Genomic DNA, 23,613 nt, shown 5'->3' on the forward strand with positions numbered 1-23,613 from the left:
CTCACTTCAGGGCGAAGCGCTCGCTCAGGCGGCCTTGGCGGCTGTCACCATCTGGCGAGCGTGTGCCAGGGATTCCTCGGTGAGGTCGACGCCGCCAAGCATTCGGGCAATTTCCTCGACCCGCTGGGTGCCGTCCAGTTTGGCGACGGCGGTCCGGGTTTCCTCGCTGCCGCGCAGTTTGTGCACGAAGAGATGATGGTGCCCTTGTGCAGCCACTTGTGGCAGGTGTGTGACCGTCAGCACTTGGCCGCGTTCGCCCAGGCGGCGGAGCAATTGCCCGACAACCTCGGCGGTCGGGCCGCCGATTCCGACGTCCACTTCGTCGAAGACCAGCGTGGGAACCCGGGACGTTTGCGCCGTGATCACCTGGATCGCCAGGCTGATGCGCGACAGTTCGCCACCCGAGGCCACTTTGGCCAATGGCTTCAAAGGCTGGCCGGGGTTGGCGCTGACCAGGAATTCCACCTGCTCCAGGCCGTAGGGCTGCGGCTCTTCGGCATTGCTGCTGCGCAGTTCGACACTGAAGCGGCCACCGGGCATGCCCAGGCGCTGCATTTCCTGTTGCACGGCACTGGCCAGTCGGCCGGCGGCTTCGTTCCGCAGAGCGCTGAGTTCGGCCGCCTTTTCTTGGTAATGACGGGCGTAAGCCGTCAGTTCTTCGGCGAGGCGTTCGACGGCCTCGTCATCGGCGTTGAGGTTTTCCAGCTCGTCGAGCAGTTGCTGTTGCAGCGCTCCGAGTTCGCCTGGCTGGATGCGGTGCTTGCGGGCGAGCGTATAGATGTTGTCGAGGCGTTCTTCCAGGTAACGCTGACGCTCCGGGTCCGCGTCGAAATGGTCGAGGAAACGGTTCAGTTCACCGACGGCCTCTTCGACCTGGATTTGCGCGCTGGCCAGCAGATTCACCGCCTCGCCGATGGCGCCCGGCTGGCTGTGGAAGGCATTCAGTCGATGCAGGCTGGCGGTCAGTGCCGACAACACATTGCCCGCATCGCTTTCGCTGCACAGGTCGAGCACCTGGCGGCAGGCGCTGAGCAATTGTTCGGAGTTGCTGAGGGCCTTGTGTTCTTGTTCCAGTTGCTCCAGCTCGTTGTCGCCCAGGGCGAGGTTTTCCAGTTCTTCCAGTTGGTAGCTGAGCAATTGCTGGCGGGCGCGCTGTTCGTCGCTGCTGTTGGAAATTCGCTCGAGTTCCTGGCGGGTCTGGCGCCAGCGCTGGGCGGCCAATTGCACCTGGCGGGCCAGTTCCTGGCTGCCGGCGTACTCGTCTAGCAGGCGGCGATGAGTTTCGGCTTTCAACAGAGATTGGTGTTCGTGCTGGCTGTGGATATCGATCAGCAGTTCGCCTAGCGTCTTCAGGTCGCCCTGGGGGCAGGGCGATCCATTGATATAGGCGCGGGAGCGACCTTCAGCCGTGATGACCCGGCGCAGGATGCACGGGCCCTCGCTGTCCAGGTCGCGCTCGGCGAGCCAGGCGCGGGCTTCCGGGATGTCGCCGAGATCGAAGCTGGCGAGGATGTCGGCCTTGTCCGCACCGGGGCGGACCACACCGCTGTCGGCGCGGTCGCCGAGGGTCAGGCCGAGGGCGTCCAGCATGATGGATTTGCCCGCACCGGTTTCCCCGGTGATGACGCTCATGCCCCGATCCAGCTCGAGATCGAGGTGTTCGACGATGGCGTAGTTATGGACGGACAGGTGCACCAGCATGGCTAGACTCCCGGCAAATGTGATGGCTGTGTATTTGTACAGTATTTTGTTTCGCCCTGACAATCCTCCTTCCCCTTGAAGCGCCGGATTGCGTCCCCATATAGGGCGGCAGAAGCGCGGGCCAGGCCCGTGAATGTTTTCGAGAGGAGGAACGCATGGCTGACGAACAGAACCTGGATAACCAGACCCCTGAAGAAAACCTGGCTGCGGAGGCGGAGGCCGGTAACGATCTCAGCGCGCGCGTCCAGTCCCTGGAAGAGCAGTTGGCTGCCGCCCAGGACCAGGCTCTGCGCGTCGCGGCCGAGGTGCAGAACGTCCGTCGCCGTGCCGAGCAGGATGTCGAAAAGGCACACAAATTCGCGCTGGAGCGGTTCGCCGGGGATCTGTTGCCGGTCGTGGATAGCCTGGAGCGCGGCTTGGAGCTGTCCAGCCCGGACGACGAGTCGATCCGGCCGATGCGCGAGGGCATGGAACTGACCCTGAAGATGTTCCACGACACGCTCAAGCGCTACCAGGTCGAGCCCGTGGACCCTCATGGCGCCCCCTTCAATCCGGAACATCACCAGGCGATGGCCATGGAAGAAAGCACCCATGTCGAACCGGGCAGCGTGCTGAAGGTATTCCAGAAGGGCTACCTGCTGAATGGCCGTCTGTTGCGTCCGGCCATGGTGGTAGTCAGCAAGGCGCCGGCGGCGACTCCGCCTTCGATCGACGAGAAGGCTTGAAATTCGTCGCTTGGCCCCCATCTGTTGTGCCAAGCAAGTCATTTCGGCGTAACCGGTGAAGCGGGACGCCAGCAAATCCAAGTTTCGGGAGAGTGAACATGGGCAAAATCATCGGTATCGACCTGGGAACCACCAACTCCTGCGTGGCGATCCTGGAGAACGGTAACGTCAAGGTCATCGAGAACGCCGAGGGCGGGCGCACTACGCCGTCCATCATCGCCTACACCAACGATGGCGAAACCCTCGTTGGCCAGTCGGCCAAGCGCCAGGCGGTGACCAACCCGCAGAACACCCTGTACGCGGTGAAGCGCTTGATCGGTCGTCGCTTCGAAGAAGACGTCGTGCAGAAAGACATCAAGATGGTGCCGTACAGCATCGTCAAGGCCGACAACGGCGACGCCTGGGTGGAAGTGAAGGGCCAGAAGATGGCACCTCCGCAGATTTCCGCCGAAGTGCTGAAGAAAATGAAGAAGACTGCCGAAGACTACCTCGGCGAGCCGGTCACCGAAGCGGTGATCACCGTTCCGGCCTACTTCAACGACAGCCAGCGCCAGGCCACCAAGGACGCCGGTCGTATCGCCGGCCTGGACGTCAAGCGCATCATCAACGAGCCGACCGCGGCGGCACTTGCCTATGGCATGGACAAGGCCAAGGGCGACCACACCGTGATCGTCTATGACCTGGGCGGCGGTACCTTCGACGTGTCGGTGATCGAGATCGCCGAGGTGGACGGTGAGCACCAGTTCGAAGTGCTGGCGACCAACGGCGACACCTTCCTCGGCGGTGAGGACTTCGACATTCGTCTGATCGACTACCTCGTCGACGAATTCAAGAAAGAAACCGGCATGAACCTGAAGGGCGACCCGCTGGCGATGCAGCGTCTGAAAGAGGCTGCCGAGAAGGCCAAGATCGAGCTGTCCTCCAGCCAGCAGACCGACGTCAACCTGCCGTACATCACGGCCGATCAGACCGGTCCGAAGCACCTCAACGTGAAGATTTCCCGCGCCAAGCTGGAAGCGCTGGTGGAAGACCTGGTCGAGCGGACCATCGAGCCTTGCCGCATTGCGCTGAAGGATGCCGGCATCGACGTGTCCGACATCCATGACGTGATCCTGGTCGGCGGCCAGACCCGTATGCCGCTGGTGCAGAAGCGCGTGGCCGAGTTCTTCGGCAAGGAAGCGCGCAAGGACGTCAACCCGGACGAAGCCGTGGCCATCGGTGCAGCCATCCAGGGTGCCGTGCTGGCTGGCGACGTGAAGGACGTGCTGCTGCTGGACGTGACTCCGCTGACCCTGGGTATCGAAACCCTGGGTGGCGTGATGACGCCGCTGATTGAGAAGAACACCACCATTCCGACCAAGAAATCGCAGGTGTTCTCGACTGCCGACGACAACCAGAGCGCCGTGACTATTCACGTGCTGCAGGGCGAGCGCAAGCAGGCCGCGCAGAACAAGTCGCTGGGCAAGTTCGACCTGGCCGATATTCCGCCGGCCCCGCGTGGTGTGCCGCAGATTGAAGTGACCTTCGACATCGACGCCAACGGCATCCTGCATGTCGGCGCGAAGGACAAGGCTACCGGCAAGCAGCAGTCCATCGTGATCAAGGCCAACTCGGGTCTGTCCGAGGAGGAAATTCAGCAGATGGTTCGCGATGCCGAGGCGAATGCCGAGGAAGACCGCAAGTTCGAAGAGCTGGCGGCTGCGCGTAACCAGGGCGATGCGCTGGTGCATGCGACCCGCAAGATGGTCACCGAGGCTGGCGACAAGGCAACCGCCGAAGAGAAGGCGGCGATCGAGAAGGCGCTGTCCGACTTGGAGCTGGCGGTGAAGGGCGACGACAAGGCCGAGATCGAAGCCAAGATGAATGCGCTGTCCCAGGCTTCTACGCCGCTGGCGCAGAAGATGTACGCCGAGCAGGCCCAGGCCGGCGAGGCTGCCCAGGGGGCGGACGAAGCCAAGACTGCGGATGATGTGGTCGACGCCGAGTTCGAAGAGGTCAAGGACAACAAGTAAGCTGTCGGCTTGCTTCCGCTCCAGCCTGCTGCGGAGTGTCTGCGGCAGGCATCATGTACTGCGCGGGAGCTTGCTCCCGCGCCGGCGTGTCTGGAGGTATGAATTGAAGGTGCAGGAAATCTATGGCCAAGCGTGATTATTACGAAGTGCTGGGCGTCGAGCGCGGAGCCAGCGAGGCGGAGCTGAAAAAGGCCTATCGCCGTCTGGCGATGAAGCACCATCCTGACCGCAACCCGGGCGACAAGGCATCCGAAGACAAATTCAAGGAGGCCAACGAGGCCTACGAAGTACTGTCCGATGCCAATAAGCGCGCCGCCTACGATCAGTATGGCCATGCCGGCGTGGACCCGAGCATGGGCGGTGGTGCGGCGGGTGCCGGGTTCGGCGGGGCGAATTTCTCCGATATCTTCGGCGATGTCTTCAGCGATTTCTTCGGCGGCGGCCGTGGTGGTGCGCGAGGCGGTGCCCAGCGGGGCAGCGACCTGCGTTACACCCTCGAGCTGGACCTGGAAGAAGCCGTGCGCGGCACCACGGTGACCATCCGTGTGCCTACCCTGGTCAACTGCAAGACCTGCGATGGCTCCGGCGCCAAGAAGGGTACTACTCCGGTCACTTGTACCACCTGTGGCGGTATCGGTCAGGTCCGCATGCAGCAGGGGTTCTTCTCGGTGCAGCAGACCTGTCCGCGCTGCCATGGCACGGGCAAGATGATTTCCGACCCTTGCGGCACCTGCCATGGCCAGGGGCGGGTGGAAGAGCACAAGACGCTGTCGGTCAAGGTGCCGGCGGGCGTCGATACCGGCGATCGCATCCGTCTCTCCGGAGAGGGCGAGGCGGGCGTCATGGGTGGTCCGCCGGGTGATCTCTATGTGGTGGTCAGTGTGCGCGAGCACCCGATCTTCCAGCGCGATGGCAAGCATCTCTACTGCGAAGTGCCGATCAGCTTCGCTGACGCGGCATTAGGCGGGGAGCTCGAGGTCCCGACGCTGGATGGACGGGTCAAGCTGAAGATTCCGGAAGGCACCCAGACCGGCAAACTGTTCCGCTTGCGCGGCAAGGGGGTGGCGCCGGTACGCGGTGGCGGTGCCGGCGACTTGATGTGCCGGGTCGTGGTGGAAACGCCGGTCAACCTGGACAAGCGCCAGCGTGATCTGCTCGAAGAGTTCCGCAAAAGCCTGCAGAACGACAGCTCCCACTCGCCGAAGGCCAGTGGCTGGTTCGAAGGCATGAAGCGCTTTTTCGGCGATCTGTAAATGAGATTCCGCCGCTAGCCATGTGTTGGTGGTTCGGGAGCTACGGTTTGGAGCGGGTGTTATGCGACGTATTGCAGTGATGGGCGCCGCCGGGCGCATGGGCAAGACGCTGGTGGAAGCGGTACAGCAGGCGCCCGATGCGGGCCTGACCGCGGCCATCGATCGGCCGAGCAGCACGTTGATCGGCGCGGATGCCGGAGAGCTGGCCGGCATTGGCCGGATCGGTGTTCTCCTGTCCGACGAACTGAGTAAGGTGGTGGATGAGTTCGATGTGCTCATCGATTTCACCCATCCCAGCGTGACCCTGAAGAACCTCGCGGTTTGCCGCCAGGCCGGCAAGGCGATGGTGATCGGCACCACGGGGTTCACTGCCGAGGAAAAACAGCAGTTGGTGGACGCGTCGCGGGAGATTCCCATCGTGTTCGCTGCTAACTTCAGCGTGGGTGTCAATCTGTGCCTCAAGCTGCTGGATACCGCGGCGCGCGTGCTGGGTGACGAGGTGGATATTGAGATCATCGAGGCGCATCACCGTCACAAAGTGGATGCTCCCTCCGGAACGGCTCTGCGCATGGGCGAAGTGGTCGCCAACGCGCTCGGGCGTGACCTTGAGAAAGTCGCGGTCTATGGGCGGGAAGGCCAGACTGGTGCCCGTGCTCGCGAAACCATCGGCTTCGCCACGGTGCGCGCCGGGGATGTCGTGGGCGACCATACCGTGCTGTTCGCCGCCGAAGGCGAGCGGGTCGAGATCACCCACAAGGCATCCAGCCGCATGACCTTCGCCAAGGGGGCGGTGCGTGCGGCTCTCTGGCTCGAAGGGCGGGAGCCGGCGTTGTATGACATGCAGGACGTGCTTGGCCTGAAAGACTGACGGGCAGGCCGGAAGATGCCCTTGTGTTGAAAAACGGACGAAAGGCCCGGTGCAACCCATGGATTCGCTGGGCTTTTTGCCTAGACCGGGGCTGCCTTTTGCTGTAACCTACAGCTTTAGTGTGTCCACTAAAAGCACGCAGACAATTCGAAAACAAGCGGGATGATGTGTTCACACGTCATTCCGCTTTTTTACAACCTGCGTTTGCGTGAAACGGCTTGATTTACGGGAGGTCTTCTTGACTAAGCCAGCCATACTCGCCCTTGCCGATGGCAGCATCTTTCGCGGCGAATCCATCGGCGCCGACGGTCAGACCGTCGGTGAGGTGGTGTTCAACACCGCCATGACCGGCTATCAGGAAATCCTCACCGATCCTTCCTATGCCCAGCAGATCGTGACCCTGACTTACCCGCACATCGGCAACACCGGCACCACGCCGGAAGATGCCGAGGCCAACCGCGTCTGGGCTGCCGGCCTAGTCATTCGTGACCTGCCGCTGCTGGCCAGCAACTGGCGTAACAAGCAGTCTCTTCCCGAGTACCTGAAAGAGAACGGTACCGTAGCCATTGCCGGTATCGATACCCGTCGCCTGACCCGTATCCTGCGCGAGAAGGGCTCGCAGAATGGCTGCATTCTCGCCGGCGAAGACGCCACCGAGGAAAAGGCCCTGGAACTGGCCCGCAGCTTCCCCGGCCTGAAGGGCATGGACCTCGCCAAGGAAGTGAGCTGCCGTGAGCGCTACGAGTGGCGCTCCAGCGTCTGGAACCTGGCCACCGACAGCCATCCCGAAATCCCCGCGGAGCAGCTTCCCTACCATGTCGTTGCTTATGACTATGGCGTCAAGCTGAACATCCTGCGCATGCTGGTCGCCCGTGGTTGCCGCCTGACCGTGGTTCCCGCGCAGACCCCGGCCAGCGAGGTGCTGGCCCTGAATCCGGACGGCGTCTTCCTGTCCAACGGCCCGGGCGATCCCGAGCCTTGCGATTACGCAATCAAGGCCATCCAGGACATCCTGGAAACCGACATTCCCGTATTCGGTATCTGCCTGGGCCACCAGCTGCTCGCCCTGGCTTCCGGCGCCAAGACGGTGAAGATGGGCCATGGTCACCATGGTGCCAACCACCCGGTGCAGGACCTCGATACCGGTGTGGTGATGATCACCAGTCAGAACCACGGTTTCGCCGTGGACGAGTCGACCCTGCCGGGCAACGTTCGCGCCATCCACAAGTCGCTGTTCGACGGCACTCTGCAAGGCATCGAGCGTACCGACAAGGTGGCCTTCAGCTTCCAGGGCCACCCCGAAGCCAGCCCCGGCCCGCATGACGTGGCCCCGCTGTTCGATCGCTTCATCGAAGCCATGGCCAAGCGCCGCTAAGCCTGCCGACTGACCCAAGGATTCGAGTAAGACACATGCCAAAACGTACAGATATCAAAAGCATCCTGATCCTCGGTGCCGGTCCCATCGTCATCGGTCAGGCCTGCGAGTTCGACTACTCCGGCGCCCAGGCTTGCAAGGCGCTGAAGGAAGAAGGTTTCCGCGTCATCCTGGTGAACTCCAACCCGGCCACCATCATGACCGACCCGGCCATGGCCGACGCCACCTACATCGAACCGATCAAGTGGGCCACCGTGGCCAAGATCATCGAGAAGGAGCGCCCCGATGCCCTGCTGCCGACCATGGGTGGCCAGACTGCGCTCAACTGCGCCCTGGACCTCGAGCGCCACGGCGTGCTGGAAAAGTTCGGCGTGGAAATGATTGGCGCCAACGCCGATACCATCGATAAGGCGGAAGACCGCTCGCGCTTCGACAAGGCCATGAAATCCATCGGACTCGAATGCCCGCGTTCGGGTATTGCCCACAGCATGGAGGAGGCCTACGGCGTCCTCGAGAAGGTTGGCTTCCCCTGCATCATCCGTCCCTCGTTCACCATGGGGGGCACCGGCGGTGGTATCGCCTACAACCGCGAAGAGTTCGAGGAAATCTGCGCTCGCGGTCTGGACCTGTCGCCGACCAACGAACTGCTGATCGACGAATCGCTGATCGGTTGGAAGGAATACGAGATGGAGGTTGTCCGCGACAAGAAGGACAATTGCATCATCGTTTGCTCCATCGAGAACTTCGACCCGATGGGCGTGCACACCGGTGACTCCATCACCGTTGCCCCGGCGCAGACCTTGACCGACAAGGAATACCAGATCATGCGCAACGCCTCCCTGGCGGTGCTGCGCGAGATCGGTGTGGAAACCGGCGGTTCCAACGTGCAGTTCGGTATCTGCCCGGACACCGGTCGCATGGTCGTGATCGAGATGAACCCGCGCGTGTCGCGTTCCTCGGCACTGGCCTCCAAGGCGACCGGCTTCCCGATCGCCAAGATCGCTGCCAAGCTGGCGGTCGGCTACACCCTCGACGAGTTGCAGAACGACATCACTGGCGGTCGCACTCCGGCCTCCTTCGAGCCGGCCATCGACTACGTGGTGACCAAGGTCCCGCGCTTCGCCTTCGAGAAATTCCCAAAGGCCGATGCCCGCCTGACCACCCAGATGAAGTCCGTGGGCGAGGTCATGGCCATCGGTCGCACCTTCCAGGAGTCCGTGCAGAAAGCCCTGCGTGGTCTGGAAGTCGGCGTCGCCGGTTTCGACCCGAAACTCGACCTGAACGATCCTGAAGCCGAGAGCACCCTGCGTCGCGAACTGACCGTGCCGGGCGCCGAGCGCATCTGGTATGTGGCCGATGCCTTCCGTGCCGGCAAGAGCATCGAGGACGTGTTCGCCCTGACCAAGATCGACCCCTGGTTCTTGGTGCAGATCGAGGACCTGGTCAAGGATGAGGAGAAGGTCCAGACCCTCGGTCTGTCCGGCATCGATGCTGAGCTGATGCGCAAGCTCAAGCGCAAGGGCTTCTCCGACGCGCGCCTGGCCAAGCTGCTCGGCGTCACCGAAAAGAACCTGCGCAACCATCGCCACAAGCTGAAGGTGTTGCCGGTGTACAAGCGCGTGGATACCTGCGCCGCCGAATTCGCTACCGACACCGCCTATATGTACTCGACCTACGAGGAAGAGTGCGAGGCCAATCCGTCCGGTCGCGACAAGATCATGATCCTCGGTGGCGGCCCGAACCGCATCGGCCAAGGCATCGAGTTCGACTACTGCTGCGTGCACGCCGCGCTGGCCATGCGCGAAGACGGTTACGAGACCATCATGGTCAACTGCAACCCGGAAACCGTCTCCACCGACTACGACACTTCCGACCGTCTGTACTTCGAGCCGGTGACCCTGGAGGACGTACTGGAGATCGTTCGCGTCGAGCAGCCCAAGGGTGTGATCGTGCAGTACGGCGGCCAGACCCCGCTGAAACTGTGCCGTGCCCTGGAAGAGGCGGGCGTGCCGATCATCGGCACCAGTCCGGATGCCATCGACCGCGCTGAAGATCGCGAGCGCTTCCAGCAGATGGTTCAGCGACTCAACCTGCGTCAGCCGGCCAACGCCACCGCGCGCAGCGAGGACGAGGCCCTGGCCCACTCCAAGCAGATCGGTTATCCGCTGGTGGTGCGTCCCTCCTACGTGTTGGGCGGCCGGGCGATGGAAATCGTCTACCAGGAAGAAGAACTCAAGCGCTACATGCGTGAGGCGGTGAAGGTGTCGAACGACAGCCCGGTGCTGCTCGACCACTTCCTCAACTGCGCCATCGAAGTGGACGTGGACGCGGTATGCGACGGCGAGACCGTGGTTATCGGCGCGATCATGCAGCACATCGAACAGGCCGGCGTGCACTCCGGCGACTCCGCCTGCTCGCTGCCGCCGTACTCGCTGCCCAAGCACATCCAGGACGAAATCCGCGAGCAGGTCAAGAAGATGGCCCTGGAGCTCGGCGTGGTTGGCCTGATGAACGTGCAGATGGCCGTGCAGGGCGAGGACATCTACGTGATCGAGGTGAACCCGCGCGCTTCGCGTACCGTGCCGTTCGTCTCCAAGTGCATCGGCGAATCGCTGGCCAAGGTTGCCGCTCGCGTCATGGCTGGCAAGACTCTCGCGGAAGTCGGTTTCACCAAGGAAATCATCCCGCCATTCTTCAGCGTCAAGGAGGCGGTGTTCCCCTTCGCCAAGTTCCCTGGCGTTGACCCTATCCTCGGCCCAGAGATGAAATCCACTGGTGAGGTGATGGGCGTGGGCGACAGCTTCGGTGAAGCCTTCGCCAAGGCGCAACTGGGCGCCAGCGAGATCCTGCCGAACTCGGGGACTGCATTCATCAGCGTGCGTGAGGACGACAAGCCATTCGTCGTCGGTGTGGCGCAGGAGCTGATCAGCCTGGGCTTCGAAGTGGTCGCTACCGCCGGCACCGCCAAGGTGATCGAAGCTGCAGGTCTGCCCGTACGCCGGGTGAACAAGGTCACCGAAGGCCGTCCGCACGTGGTCGATATGATCAAGAACGACGAAGTCACCCTGATCATCAACACCACCGAAGGCCGGCAGTCGATCGCCGACTCCTATTCCATTCGTCGCAACGCCCTGCAGCACAAGATCTACTGCACCACCACCATTGCCGCTGGTCAGGCGATCTGTGAGGCGCTCAAGTTCGGCCCCGAGCGGACAGTGCGCCGGTTGCAGGATCTCCATGCAGGAATCGAGGCATGAGTAAATTCCCCATGACTGTCCAGGGCGCTCGTGCCCTGGAAGAAGAACTGAAAGTCCTGAAGGCCGAGCGGCCGAAGATCAGCCAGGCCATCGCCGAGGCGCGAGAGCTGGGCGATCTCAAGGAAAACGCCGAATACCATGCTGCCCGTGAGCAGCAGGGGTTGGCCGAGGCACGTATCCGCGATATCGAGGCCAAGTTGTCGAATGCTCATATCATCGATGTGACCAGCATTCCGCACACCGGCAAGGTTATCTTCGGCACTACCGTCGATATCGCCAACTGCGAAACCGACGAGACGGTGACCTACCAGATCGTCGGTGACGACGAGGCGGACATCAAGGCCGGCAAGTTGTCGGTCAGTTCACCCATCGCCCGCGCCTTGGTCGGCAAGGAAGAGGGTGACGTGGTCACGGTGAAGACGCCGAGCGGTGTGGTCGAGTACGAGATTGTCGAAGTCCGCCATCTTTAAGCGCCCCTCGCGAGCAGGCAGCATCAGTTGGCAGCTGGCCCAGACGTTCTGGGTCGGCGGTCTCTGGCTGCTGCATTTCGTGGTGTTGCCTGCGTTGGGCAAGGTCGGTCTGGCGCCGCTGTTGATCGAGGATGTCGCCTCGGCACTCAGTCCGCTGATGGTGGGATTCGCGGCATTCTGCGCAATGCTCCAGGCGCTGGTGCTGATTCAGGCGGAGCGACTCTCGTCGCTCTGGCGGGACATGCGCGGGCAACTGCTGTTGACCGTCATACTGATGGCGATCGTCTATTTCGGCGTGCGCGAAGGGCAATCGACTGCGACTTTCTGGCTGACCTTCAATTATCTGGTGCTCGCATTCTGCGGCCTGATGCTGGTTCTGCAGCCGGTTCCCGGGCAGGACGGCGGTCGCTGAACCAGCCCGGCGGAGCCGAGCTGGCGGCAAAGCGAATCAGATGCCGGCGTAGCGGTGAATGTTGGACAAGTTGCGATTCGGCTTAGGATTCTTGCGATAGACCAGCGCCATCTTGCCGATGACCTGGACCAGTTCGCAGCTGCCGGCTTCGCACAGTTCGTCGATGAGCGCCCGGCGATCCTCGCGCTCGGTCAGCCGGAACTGCACCTTGATCAGTTCGTGATCGTTCAGCGCCCGGTCGAGTTCGGCCAGTACGCCCTCGGTCAAACCGTTTTCGGCCACGATCAATACCGGTTTCAGGTGGTGGCCGATAGATTTGAATTGTTTCTTCTGCTCTTGAGTGAGCGCCATAATCTGACCCCTGCGTCTGATCGTATGAAAAAGCGGCGTAGTTTACCCGAGCGATCCGGGAGCGCCCAGCCAAACACGAGGTAACCGTGGCCCGTTCCAAGACTAGCCAGCGCTGGCTGAAAGAACACTTCGACGACCCCTACGTCAAAATGGCGCAAAAGGACGGCTACCGTTCGCGTGCCAGCTACAAACTGCTGGAAATCCAGGAGAAGGACCGGATTCTGCGTCCCGGCATGACCGTGGTCGATCTGGGGGCTGCTCCGGGCGGTTGGTCCCAGGTAACCAGCCGGGTGATCGGGGATCGCGGGCGGTTGATCGCTTCGGACATCCTGGAGATGGACAGCATTCCGGATGTCACCTTCATCCAGGGCGATTTCACCGAGGATGCAGTCTTTGCGCGCATCCTGGAAGCCATCGGGGATGGCCCGGTGGACCTTGTGATTTCCGATATGGCCCCCAATATGAGTGGTGTAAGGGCTGCTGATCAGCCGAGAGCCATGTACCTGTGCGAACTCGCGCTGGACCTGGCTGGCCGGGTCTTGCGTCCTGGCGGTGATTTTCTGATCAAGATTTTCCAGGGAGAGGGTTTCGACCTTTATCACAAGCAGGTTCGCGAGATGTTCGAGAAGGTGCAGATGCGCAAACCGCTGTCGTCGCGTGACCGCTCCAGGGAGCAGTATCTTCTGGCTCGAGGTTATCGCGGCGCGTGAGTGCAACGGATAGTGGCTACCTTCGGTCTGAATAATAGAGCCGTTATATCGAAGGGTTCATAAAGGGTTACAGACGATGCCTGCCGGCGATGCAGGATGTGTAGTAAGTTAGGCTGGTTGATGAACCAGTCGTCATGCGGGGGCGGTTACGGGCCGGCCTGCTTCAGAGGGTAGCTAATTGAACGATATGGCAAAGAACCTGATCCTGTGGCTGATCATTGCGGCAGTCCTGGTGACGGTGATGAACAACTTCTCCAGCCCGAGCGAACCGCAGACGCTGAATTACTCGGAATTCATCGAGCAGGTCAAAGAAGGCAAGGTGGAGCGTGTGACGGTCGATGGCTATGTCATTACCGGCAAGCGCACCGATGGCGACAGTTTCAAGACCATCCGGCCCGCGATTCAGGATGGCGGTCTGATCGGCGATCTGATCGATAACAACGTGATCATCGAAGGCAAGCAGCCCGAGCAACAGAGCATCTGGACGCAGCTTCTGGTCGCGAGTTTCCCGATTCTCGTGATTATCGCCGTGTTCATGTTCTTCATGCGGCAGATGCAAGGCGGAGCAGGCGGCAAGGGCGGCCCGATGAGCTTCGGCAAGAGCAAGGCGCGCTTGTTGTCCGAAGATCAGGTCAAGACGACTTTTGCGGACGTCGCCGGGTGCGACGAGGCCAAGGAAGAAGTCAGCGAACTGGTAGAGTTCCTTCGCGATCCCGGTAAATTCCAGCGCCTGGGAGGTCGGATTCCCCGCGGCGTGCTGATGGTCGGTCCGCCCGGTACCGGTAAGACGCTGCTGGCCAAGGCTATCGCGGGTGAAGCCAAGGTGCCGTTCTTCACCATTTCCGGTTCGGACTTCGTCGAGATGTTCGTCGGTGTCGGTGCCTCTCGTGTGCGCGACATGTTCGAGCAGGCGAAAAAGCACGCACCCTGCATCATCTTCATCGACGAGATCGACGCCGTTGGTCGTCATCGTGGCGCCGGCCTGGGCGGTGGTCATGATGAGCGTGAACAGACCCTCAACCAGTTGCTGGTGGAAATGGACGGCTTCGAGATGAATGACGGCATCATCGTCATCGCCGCCACCAACCGTCCCGATGTACTCGACCCGGCGCTCCTGCGTCCCGGTCGTTTCGACCGCCAGGTCGTGGTGGGGCTGCCGGATATCCGCGGCCGCGAGCAGATTCTGAAAGTGCACATGCGCAAGGTGCCGGTGGGCGAGAACGTCAACCCGGCTGTCATCGCGCGCGGTACCCCGGGTTTCTCTGGTGCCGACCTGGCCAACCTGGTCAACGAAGCGTCTCTGTTCGCCGCTCGTGCCAACAAGCGCATTGTCGATATGCGTGAGTTCGAGCTGGCCAAGGACAAGATCATGATGGGCGCCGAGCGCAAATCCATGGTGATGTCCGAAAAAGAGAAGCTGAACACGGCTTACCACGAGGCCGGCCATGCCATCGTGGGGCGCCTGGTTCCCGAGCACGATCCCGTCTATAAGGTTTCGATCATTCCTCGGGGACGTGCACTGGGTGTGACCATGTTCCTTCCGGAGGAGGATCGTTACAGCCTGTCGAAGCGTGCCTTGATCAGCCAGATCTGCTCACTGTTCGGTGGCCGTATCGCCGAAGAAATGACGCTGGGCTTCGAAGGCGTTACTACCGGGGCTTCCAATGACATCATGCGAGCCACCCAGTTGGCGCGGAACATGGTGACCAAATGGGGCTTGTCGGAAAAGCTCGGTCCGCTGATGTATGCGGAAGAAGAGGGCGAAGTGTTCCTGGGGCGTAGTGCTGGTAGCCAGCACACCAATGTCTCCGCGGAAACGGCCAAGCTGATCGATCAGGAAGTGCGCAGCATCATCGATCAGTGCTACGGCACTGCCAAGCAGTTGCTGGTGGAGAATCGCGACAAGCTGGACCTGATGGCCGAGGCATTGATGAAATACGAAACCATCGACTCCGAGCAGATCGACGACATCATGGCTGGCCGTCCGCCGCGCGAGCCGCGTGACTGGCAGGGTGGTTCAGGCACGTCCGGTACGCCGACCCCCCGTGAAGAAACTGACCGCCCGGAAGCCCCCATTGGCGGACCTGCCGGCGAACATTAAGGTTTCGCAATGACATCTGCGCTGTACCCGACCCGGTTGCCCTGCGGCAACCGGGTTCTTGATTTATCCCGTCCACAAGTGATGGGTATTCTCAACGTTACCCCCGATTCTTTTTCCGATGGCGGTCGTTTCGATCGACGCGACGCCGCATTGCGTCATGCCGAGGCGATGGTCAAGGCTGGCGCGGCGCTGGTGGATGTCGGCGGGGAGTCCACGCGTCCCGGGGCGCGTCCGGTGTCGCCTGTCGAGGAGTTGGAACGTGTCGCTCCGGTCGTCGAAGCCATCGCAACCGAGCTGGATGTCATCATCTCCGTGGATACCTCGACTCCCGCGGTAATGCGCGAGTGCGCGCGATTGGGCGCCGGGTTGATCAATGATGTGCGCTCTCTGCGTCGCGAGGGTGCCCTGGACGCTGCGGCCGCTACCGGGTTGCCGGTCTGTCTGATGCATATGCGAGGCGAGCCGGGCAACATGCAGGAAAATCCTCAATACGAGGATATTGCCAAAGAGGTTGCGGCCTTTTTGCGCGAGAGAATCGAAGCCTGCGCTGCGGCAGGGATTTCCAGCGAGAGAGTGATCCTGGATCCGGGGTTCGGGTTCGCCAAGAATCTTTCCCACAATCTTTGCCTGTTCAAGCGCATGCAGGTTTTACATGAACTGGGGCGCCCCCTATTGGTAGGGGTTTCCCGCAAGAGCATGATCGGACAGGTTCTCGGCAAGGACGTAGGTGAACGTCTTTATGGCAGCCTGGCCCTCGCCGCCCTGGCGGTGGCGAAAGGGGCTCGTATCCTGCGCGTTCATGATGTGGCCGAAACGGTTGATGTGGTGAGCATGATCGCTGCGGTGGAAGCGGCGGAATAACAAAGAGGGACCCTCGTATGGGCAGAAAATATTTTGGCACCGATGGTATTCGAGGCCATGTCGGCCAGTTCCCGATCACACCGGATTTCATGCTGAAGCTGGGCTGGGCGGCGGGCATGGCTTTCCGCAAGCAAGGCCGCTGCCGCATTCTGATTGGCAAGGACACGCGAATTTCCGGGTATATGTTCGAGTCGGCGCTCGAGGCCGGTCTGTCCGCTGCCGGGGCGGATGTGATGCTGCTAGGGCCCATGCCGACACCGGCTATCGCCTACCTGACCCGGACCTTCCATGCCGAAGCGGGCATCGTCATCAGTGCCTCGCATAATCCGCACCATGATAATGGCATCAAGTTCTTCTCTGGTCAGGGCACCAAGCTGCCGGACGAAGTCGAGTCGATGATCGAGGCGTTGCTGGACCAGCCGATGACTGTCGTCGAGTCGGCTCAGCTCGGTAAGGTATCGCGCATCAATGACGCTGCCGGCCGTTATATCGAGTTCTGCAAGAGCAGCGTGCCAAGCAGCACCGATTTCGCTGGGCTGAAACTGGTCATCGACTGCGCTCATGGTGCCACCTATAAAGTCGCCCCCAGTGTGTTCCGCGAGCTTGGGGCTCATGTTTCTGTGCTTTCGGCACAGCCCAACGGGCTCAACATCAACGATCAATGCGGCTCCACCCATATGGAGACGTTGCAGGCTGAAGTGGTGGCTCAGCAGGCGGATCTCGGTATCGCTTTCGATGGCGACGGGGATCGCGTTCTGATGGTCGATCATACCGGTGGGGTGGTGGATGGTGACGAGCTTCTGTACCTGATCGCGCGCGACCTGATGGAACGAGGCAAGCTCCAGGGCGGTGTGGTGGGAACCCTGATGAGCAACCTGGGGCTCGAGCTGGCGCTGGAGGAGCTGAATATACCCTTCGTCCGCGCCAAGGTGGGTGATCGCTACGTGATGGCTGAGTTGCTCGCTCGAAACTGGCAGTTGGGAGGGGAGAATTCGGGGCACCTGGTCTGCTGCCAGCACACGACTACGGGAGACGCCATCATTGCGGCGCTGCAGGTGCTCCTGGCACTCAGGCGCCGGGGGCAGACGCTCGCCGAGGCGCGTCAGGGTTTGCGTAAGTGCCCGCAAGTGCTGGTCAATGTGCGCTTTGGTGGGGGAGAGGACCCGGTCGAACATCCGGCTGTTCAGGAGGCCTGCGCGCGAGTGACCGAGCGAATGGCGGGTCGGGGGCGGGTGCTGTTGCGCAAGTCCGGGACGGAGCCGTTGGTGCGGGTCATGGTTGAGGGTGATGACGAGACGCAGGTCCGGGGATATGCCGATGAGTTGGCGAAACTCGTTTCTTCGGTATGTGCTTGATTTGGCTTGCTAGTTGTATTGCTCTTGGGTAACATCTGCGCCCACTTTGATCGACGAGGTACAGCATGCGTCGCCCCCTGGTAGCTGGTAACTGGAAAATGCACGGTACCCGCGCCAGCGTCGCAGAGCTTCTCGATGGTCTACGCCGGTTGGCTGTGCCAAATGGTGTCGAGGTTGCAGTGCTTCCGCCGTTTCTGTTCATCGACCAAGCGCTTAACGCATTGGCAGGTAGCTCAATTGCTATCGGTGCTCAGAACTGTGCGGAAGAGGCCCGGCAGGGCGCGCTGACGGGTGAAATCGCAGCGAGTCAATTGGCGGATGCCGGTTGTGCATGGGTTTTGGTTGGCCACTCCGAGCGTCGCCTGATCATCGGTGAGCGGGACGAGCAGGTCATCCGTAAGTTTGCGGCGACTCAGTCCGTTGGGCTTCGGCCGATGCTCTGTGTGGGGGAAACCCTGGAGCAGCGGGAGGCTGGCAAGACCCTTGAGATTGTCGGTCAGCAATTGGCTTGTGTGATTGAGTCGTTGGGTGTTGCTGTGTTCGAGCGGGCGGTTGTGGCTTACGAGCCTGTCTGGGCTATCGGGACCGGGCTGACCGCAACTCCGCAGCAGGCTCAAGAGGTACATGCGGCAATACGTGCGCAACTGGCGGCAGAAGATGCCGAGGTGGCGCAGGCTGTAAGAATTCTCTACGGCGGCAGCGTAAAAGCGGCCAATGCGGCTGAATTGTTCGGCATGCCGGACATCGATGGGGGGCTCATTGGTGGGGCTTCCCTGAATGCGGATGAGTTCGGCGCTATCTGTTGCGCCGCGGGAAGCTGAAGAGATGCTGGAAACAGTCGTTATCGTTATTCATCTGCTGGGTGCTCTGGGTGTCGTTGCCCTGGTTCTGCTGCAGCAGGGGAAGGGGGCTGATGCAGGCGCCTCTTTTGGTTCGGGTGCTTCTGCTACCGTTTTCGGTAGCCAAGGTTCCGCTACCTTTTTGAGTCGTTTTACTGCTATACTCGCCACCGCTTTTTTCTTGACCAGCCTGGGTTTGGCATTCTTTGCTAAAGAAAAGGCTAACGCGCTGAGCGGTGCAGGTCTGCCGGATCCGGCGGTCATGGAGGTTCAAGAGAAGAAGCCGGCGGCGGATGACGTCCCGGTGCTCCAGGAGCAGAAGCCGGCGGATAATTCCGCAGACGTGCCGCAAGCTCCGGAGCAGAAGTAAAGGTTTTTGCCGAGGTGGTGGAATTGGTAGACACGCTACCTTGAGGTGGTAGTGGCCATAGGCTGTAGGGGTTCGAGTCCCCTCCTCGGTACCAAAAACAAGAGGCCCGCTGCATCGCGGGCCTTCTTGTTGGCGGAGGTTCGGTTGACCCGCAATGGGGGTGGCCGTATACTTTCGCCCCAGCTTTGACGCGGGGTGGAGCAGTCTGGTAGCTCGTCGGGCTCATAACCCGAAGGTCGTTGGTTCAAATCCAGCCCCCGCAACCAGTTGTAGCAGAGCCCCTTTTAAGGGGCTTTTTGCTAGCTGGGACAATTACCGCCCACCTTCCGGGGAGCGGTTTGTACGGATGGGCGTTTCGCCCATTTTTTATTTGCACAGCATGCGCGAGGGGTTCAGGTGTCGAGCAAGCTAGAACAGTTGCAGGCCTTGTTGGCCCCGGTGGTCGAGGCTCTCGGTTACCAATGCTGGGGTATCGAATTTCTGTCCCAAGGGCGACATTCGCTTTTGCGGGTCTACATCGATCATGCCAATGGCATTTTGGTGGATGACTGCGAGAAGGTCAGCCGCCAGGTAAGTAGTGTCCTGGATGTCGAGGATCCGATCAGTAGCGAATACACCCTTGAGGTTTCCTCGCCGGGCATGGACCGGCCGCTGTTTACCCTGGAGCAGTACGCTGCCCATGCCGGTGAACAGGTGAAGATCAAGTTGCGCTCGCCGTTCGAGGGGCGCCGCAACTTTCAGGGCCTCCTCCGCGGTGTGGAGGAGCAGGACGTGGTGGTGCTGGTGGATGACCACGAATACCTGTTGCCGATCGACATGATCGACAAGGCCAACATCATTCCCCGTTTTGACTGAGACGCGGATCCCGCGGATCCAATGGATTGCGAAAGGCGAGGCGTACGATGAGCAAAGAAGTACTGCTGGTTGTTGAGTCGGTGTCCAATGAAAAGGGCGTGCCGGCTGGTGTGATTTTCGAAGCCTTGGAGCTGGCGTTGGCCACGGCGACCAAGAAGCGTTTCGAGGATGAAGTTGACCTGCGTGTGTCGATCAATCGTCACACTGGCAGCTACGAGACGTTCCGGCGCTGGACCGTGGTCGACGAGGAGGCGTTGGAAAACCCAGCCGCCGAACTCACCGTCGAGCAGGCTCAGGAGCAACAGCCGGGCGCCAAGCTGGGCGATGTGATCGAAGAAAAGATCGAGTCCATCGAGTTCGGCCGTATCGCTGCGCAAACTGCCAAGCAGGTCATCGTGCAGAAGGTCCGCGAAGCCGAGCGTGCCCAGGTGGTCGAGGCTTATCGCGAGCGTCTCGGCGATATCATTTCCGGTACCGTGAAGAAGGTCACCCGGGACAATGTCATCGTCGATCTGGGCAACAATGCGGAAGCTCTGCTGGCGCGCGAAGACATCATTCCGCGCGAGACCTTCCGGGTTGGGGCACGGGTGCGTGCGCTGCTGAAGGAAATCCGTACCGAGAATCGCGGTCCGCAATTGATTCTGTCGCGCACCGCTCCGCAGATGCTGATCGAGCTGTTCCGCATCGAAGTGCCGGAAATCGCCGAAGAACTGATCGAAGTGATGGCTGCTTCCCGCGATCCGGGTTCGCGCGCCAAGATCGCCGTCCGCTCCAAGGACAAGCGTATCGACCCGCAAGGTGCCTGTATCGGTATGCGCGGCTCGCGTGTTCAGGCTGTTTCGGGTGAGCTGGGTGGCGAGCGCGTCGACATCGTGCTGTGGGATGAAAACCCGGCTCAGTTCGTGATCAACGCCATGGCTCCGGCTGAAGTGGCGGCGATCATCGTCGATGAAGATGCCCATGCCATGGACATCGCGGTCGCCGAGGATAACCTGGCCCAGGCCATCGGTCGCGGTGGTCAGAACGTTCGCCTCGCCAGCCAACTGACTGGCTGGACGCTGAACGTGATGACCGAGGCGGACATCCAGGCCAAGCAGCAGGCCGAGACGGGCGATATCCTGCAGCGCTTCATCGACGAGCTGGATGTCGACGAGGAGCTGGCCCAGGTGCTGGTGGAGGAGGGTTTCACCAGCCTGGAAGAGATCGCCTACGTTCCGATGGAAGAAATGCTCAACATCGATGGCTTCGACGAGGACATCGTCAATGAGCTGCGCGCCCGTGCCAAGGACCGCCTGCTGACCAAAGCCATCGCCACCGAAGAAAAGCTGGCGGATGTACAGCCGGCCGAGGACCTCCTGGCCCTCGAAGGGATGGACAAGGAGCTGGCGGTGGAATTGGCGATGCGTGGCGTGGCCACCCGAGAAGACCTGGCTGAGCAGTCGATCGACGACCTGCTCGAGATCGACGGCATGGATGAAGAACGTGCCGGCAAGCTGATCATGGCCGCCCGAGCCCATTGGTTCGAGTAAGCAGTTACGGCCTGAGGAGAGAGATGCATGACGCAAGTCACGGTGAAAGAACTGGCCCAAGTGGTCGACACACCGGTCGAGCGCCTGCTGCAGCAGATGCGTGAGGCAGGACTGTCGCACACCAGCGCCGAGCAAGTAGTGACCGATAACGAGAAACAAGCCCTGTTGGCTCATCTGAAAAGCAGCCATGGGGAGCGACTCGAAGAGCCGCGCAAGATCACTTTGCAGCGTAAGACCACCACGACTCTGAAAGTGGCGGGCAGCAAGACCATCAGTGTCGAAGTACGCAAGAAGAAGACCTATGTGAAGCGCAGCCCGGCCGAGATCGAGGCCGAGAAGCAACGCGAGTTGGAAGAGCAGCGTGCCGCCGAAGAAGCAGCACGTCTGAAGGCCGAGGAAGAGGCCAAGCGCCAGGCTGAAGAAGAGGCTCGACGCCAGGCAGAGGCCCAGAAGGCCCGCGAAGAAGAAATCGCGAAGGCGCCGGTGAGTGCGGCGGTTGAAGCCGAGCCGGTTGCGCCGGTCGTTGCTCCGGCTCCGGTCGTCGAAGAGCGCAAGAAGGAAGAGCCGCGCCGTGTCGAAAAACCGGCTCGCAGCGACGAAGACGAGCGCCGCGACCGCAAGCATGCCCAGCATCGCCCGTCCCTCAAGGACAAGGCGCCGGCTCCGCGCGTGGCGCCGCGTAGCGCCGACGACGAATCCGAAGGCTTCGGCCGTCGTGGCGGTGGTCGCGGCAAGGCCAAGCTGAAGAAGCGTAACCAACATGGGTTCCAGAGCCCGACAGGACCCATCGTGCGCGAAGTTTCCATTGGCGAGACCATTACCGTTGCAGAGCTGGCTCAGCAGATGGCGGTGAAAGCGGCTGAAGTCATCAAGTTCATGTTCAAGATGGGTTCGCCGGTCACCATCAACCAGGTGCTCGACCGGGAAACTGCGCAACTGGTAGCTGAAGAGCTGGGCCACAAGGTCAAGCTGGTCAGCGACAACGCGCTCGAAGAGCAGTTGGCCGAATCGCTGAAGTTTGAGGGTGAAGCCCAGTCCCGCGCTCCGGTGGTGACTGTCATGGGTCACGTCGACCACGGCAAGACCTCGCTGCTCGACTATATCCGTCGTGCCAAGGTCGCCGCGGGCGAAGCGGGTGGTATCACCCAGCACATCGGTGCCTACCACGTGGAAACCGATCGCGGCATGATCACCTTCCTCGATACTCCCGGCCACGCGGCGTTCACCGCCATGCGTGCTCGCGGTGCGAAGGCGACCGACATCGTGATTCTGGTGGTGGCTGCCGACGACGGCGTGATGCCGCAGACCGAGGAAGCCGTTCAGCACGCCAAGGCGGCCGGTGTTCCGATCGTCGTGGCAGTGAACAAGATCGACAAGCCGGAAGCGGATCTGGACCGGATCAAGAACGATCTGGCCGCCCGTGACGTGATTCCGGAAGAGTGGGGCGGTGATACCCAGTTCGTGCCCGTTTCGGCCAAGGTCGGTACCGGTGTCGACGAGCTGCTCGAAGCCGTTCTGTTGCAGGCCGAGGTACTCGAACTGAAAGCCACTCCGACCGCTCCGGGTCGTGGTGTCGTGGTCGAATCCCGCCTGGACAAAGGCCGTGGCCCGGTGGCTACCTTGCTGGTTCAGGACGGTACCCTGCGTCAGGGCGATATGGTACTGGTCGGCGTCAACTACGGCCGTGTCCGCGCCATGCTCGACGAGAATGGCAAGCCGGTGAAGGAAGCCGGTCCGTCGATTCCGGTCGAGATTCTCGGTCTCGATGGCACTCCGGATGCCGGTGACGAAATGACCGTGGTCGCCGACGAGAAGAAGGCGCGCGAAGTGGCGTTGTTCCGTCAGGGGAAATTCCGCGAGGTCAAACTGGCTCGCCAGCATTCGGCGAAGCTGGAGAACATCTTCGAAACCATGGGCCAGGACGAGAAGAAGACTCTCAACATCGTTCTCAAGGCCGATGTGCGCGGTTCGCTGGAGGCGCTGCAAGGCGCCCTGTCCGACCTGGGCAACGACGAAGTTCAGGTGCGTGTGGTCGGCGGCGGTGTCGGTGGTATCACCGAGAGCGACGCCAACCTGGCGCTGGCCTCCAACGCGGTTCTGTTCGGCTTCAACGTGCGTGCCGATGCCGGTGCGCGCAAGATCGTCGAACAGGAAGGCCTGGATCTGCGCTACTACAACGTCATCTACGACATCATCGAAGACGTGAAGAAAGCGCTCTCCGGCATGCTCGGCAGCGACGTTCGCGAGAACATTCTCGGTATCGCAGAGGTTCGCGATGTGTTCCGCTCGCCGAAGTTCGGCGCCATTGCCGGCTGTATGGTGGTCGAGGGCATCGTTCACCGGAATCGTCCGATCCGCGTATTGCGCGACGACGTGGTGATCTTCGAGGGCGAACTGGAATCCCTGCGCCGCTTCAAGGACGACGTGTCCGAAGTGCGGGCCGGCATGGAGTGCGGTATCGGCGTGAAGAGCTACAACGACGTCAAGGTCGGCGACAAGATCGAAGTGTTCGAGAAGGTCCAGGTGGCGCGCAGCCTCTAACGGCGCACCAGCCACAGGCGGCAGGTCA

Annotated in this window: 19 protein-coding genes and 2 tRNA genes; 19 read left to right on the forward strand and 2 right to left on the reverse strand. The window is 61.4% G+C overall.

The genetic code is table 11. From position 1 onward, the window contains the following. Nucleotides 1-24: 24 nt before the first annotated feature. Entirely contained in the window at nt 25-1,701 is a 1,677-nt protein-coding gene (gene recN, locus PIN01S_RS17205; protein WP_084337194.1) for a DNA repair protein RecN, read from the reverse strand. A 155-nt stretch (nt 1,702-1,856) separates the two neighbouring features. Here recN and grpE point away from each other — a divergent pair, with 155 nt between their 5' ends. From grpE to PIN01S_RS17245, 8 genes are all read left to right on the forward strand, one after another. Then, nucleotides 1,857-2,426: a nucleotide exchange factor GrpE gene (gene grpE, locus PIN01S_RS17210; protein ID WP_084337196.1), complete on the forward strand. Its 570-nt coding sequence runs from the start codon at nt 1,857-1,859 to the stop codon at nt 2,424-2,426. 98 nt (nt 2,427-2,524) lie between these two features. Beyond that, nucleotides 2,525-4,438, forward strand: a complete 1,914-nt coding sequence (gene dnaK, locus PIN01S_RS17215; RefSeq protein WP_084337198.1) for a molecular chaperone DnaK — start codon at nt 2,525-2,527, stop codon at nt 4,436-4,438. A gap of 122 nt (nt 4,439-4,560) precedes the next feature. Next, on the forward strand, nt 4,561-5,691 hold the full coding sequence (gene dnaJ, locus PIN01S_RS17220; RefSeq protein WP_084337200.1) for a molecular chaperone DnaJ: 1,131 nt from the start codon (nt 4,561-4,563) through the stop codon (nt 5,689-5,691). Nucleotides 5,692-5,752: 61 nt separating this feature from the next. Next, nucleotides 5,753-6,559: a 4-hydroxy-tetrahydrodipicolinate reductase gene (dapB, locus tag PIN01S_RS17225; RefSeq protein WP_084337202.1), complete on the forward strand. Its 807-nt coding sequence runs from the start codon at nt 5,753-5,755 to the stop codon at nt 6,557-6,559. A 238-nt stretch (nt 6,560-6,797) separates the two neighbouring features. After that, a complete protein-coding gene (gene carA, locus PIN01S_RS17230; protein ID WP_084337204.1) occupies nt 6,798-7,934 on the forward strand; it encodes a glutamine-hydrolyzing carbamoyl-phosphate synthase small subunit in 1,137 nt (378 codons plus the stop codon). A gap of 35 nt (nt 7,935-7,969) precedes the next feature. Continuing rightward, entirely contained in the window at nt 7,970-11,191 is a 3,222-nt protein-coding gene (gene carB, locus PIN01S_RS17235) for a carbamoyl-phosphate synthase large subunit (protein WP_084337206.1), read from the forward strand. Next, nucleotides 11,188-11,661, forward strand: a complete 474-nt coding sequence (gene greA, locus PIN01S_RS17240) for a transcription elongation factor GreA (RefSeq protein ID WP_084337208.1) — start codon at nt 11,188-11,190, stop codon at nt 11,659-11,661. Before carB ends, greA begins: the two co-directional genes overlap by 4 nt. Next, on the forward strand, nt 11,639-12,073 hold the full coding sequence (locus PIN01S_RS17245) for a DUF4149 domain-containing protein (protein ID WP_084337210.1): 435 nt from the start codon (nt 11,639-11,641) through the stop codon (nt 12,071-12,073). The genes greA and PIN01S_RS17245 overlap by 23 nt, the downstream gene beginning before the upstream one ends. A gap of 36 nt (nt 12,074-12,109) precedes the next feature. Here the strand turns inward: PIN01S_RS17245 and yhbY are convergent, their stop codons facing one another. Continuing rightward, complete coding sequence (gene yhbY, locus PIN01S_RS17250) at nt 12,110-12,424, reverse strand: ribosome assembly RNA-binding protein YhbY (protein ID WP_084337212.1); 315 nt, start codon at nt 12,422-12,424, stop codon at nt 12,110-12,112. A gap of 86 nt (nt 12,425-12,510) precedes the next feature. Here yhbY and rlmE point away from each other — a divergent pair, with 86 nt between their 5' ends. From rlmE to infB, 11 genes are all read left to right on the forward strand, one after another. Further along, the gene (gene rlmE, locus PIN01S_RS17255; RefSeq protein WP_084337214.1) at nt 12,511-13,134 is read left to right on the forward strand and encodes a 23S rRNA (uridine(2552)-2'-O)-methyltransferase RlmE; all 624 of its coding nucleotides are present in this window, start codon (nt 12,511-12,513) and stop codon (nt 13,132-13,134) included. A gap of 187 nt (nt 13,135-13,321) precedes the next feature. Next, nucleotides 13,322-15,235: an ATP-dependent zinc metalloprotease FtsH gene (ftsH, locus tag PIN01S_RS17260; RefSeq protein WP_084337216.1), complete on the forward strand. Its 1,914-nt coding sequence runs from the start codon at nt 13,322-13,324 to the stop codon at nt 15,233-15,235. 9 nt (nt 15,236-15,244) lie between these two features. Next, nucleotides 15,245-16,096, forward strand: coding sequence for a dihydropteroate synthase (gene folP / locus PIN01S_RS17265; RefSeq protein WP_084337218.1), 852 nt, complete (start codon nt 15,245-15,247; stop codon nt 16,094-16,096). A gap of 17 nt (nt 16,097-16,113) precedes the next feature. Then, complete coding sequence (glmM, locus tag PIN01S_RS17270) at nt 16,114-17,451, forward strand: phosphoglucosamine mutase (RefSeq protein WP_084337220.1); 1,338 nt, start codon at nt 16,114-16,116, stop codon at nt 17,449-17,451. A 65-nt stretch (nt 17,452-17,516) separates the two neighbouring features. Next, the gene (tpiA, locus tag PIN01S_RS17275) at nt 17,517-18,272 is read left to right on the forward strand and encodes a triose-phosphate isomerase (RefSeq protein WP_084337222.1); all 756 of its coding nucleotides are present in this window, start codon (nt 17,517-17,519) and stop codon (nt 18,270-18,272) included. A gap of 4 nt (nt 18,273-18,276) precedes the next feature. Next, a complete protein-coding gene (gene secG / locus PIN01S_RS17280) occupies nt 18,277-18,660 on the forward strand; it encodes a preprotein translocase subunit SecG (RefSeq protein WP_084337224.1) in 384 nt (127 codons plus the stop codon). An 8-nt stretch (nt 18,661-18,668) separates the two neighbouring features. After that, nucleotides 18,669-18,754: transfer RNA gene (locus PIN01S_RS17285), tRNA-Leu, on the forward strand. A 95-nt stretch (nt 18,755-18,849) separates the two neighbouring features. Beyond that, a tRNA-Met gene (locus PIN01S_RS17290) sits at nt 18,850-18,926 on the forward strand. Between the two features lie 130 nt (nt 18,927-19,056). Next, nucleotides 19,057-19,515 carry a ribosome maturation factor RimP gene (rimP, locus tag PIN01S_RS17295; RefSeq protein WP_084337226.1) on the forward strand — a complete coding sequence of 153 codons (459 nt, stop codon included), beginning with the start codon at nt 19,057-19,059 and terminating at the stop codon, nt 19,513-19,515. A gap of 47 nt (nt 19,516-19,562) precedes the next feature. Next, nucleotides 19,563-21,044, forward strand: coding sequence for a transcription termination factor NusA (gene nusA / locus PIN01S_RS17300; RefSeq protein WP_084337228.1), 1,482 nt, complete (start codon nt 19,563-19,565; stop codon nt 21,042-21,044). 27 nt (nt 21,045-21,071) lie between these two features. Then, nucleotides 21,072-23,585: a translation initiation factor IF-2 gene (infB, locus tag PIN01S_RS17305; RefSeq protein WP_084337230.1), complete on the forward strand. Its 2,514-nt coding sequence runs from the start codon at nt 21,072-21,074 to the stop codon at nt 23,583-23,585. Nucleotides 23,586-23,613: the final 28 nt, after the last annotated feature.

The sequence above is a fragment of the Pseudomonas indica NBRC 103045 genome, from assembly GCF_002091635.1.
Taxonomy (GTDB): Bacteria; Pseudomonadota; Gammaproteobacteria; order Pseudomonadales; family Pseudomonadaceae; genus Pseudomonas_M; species Pseudomonas_M indica.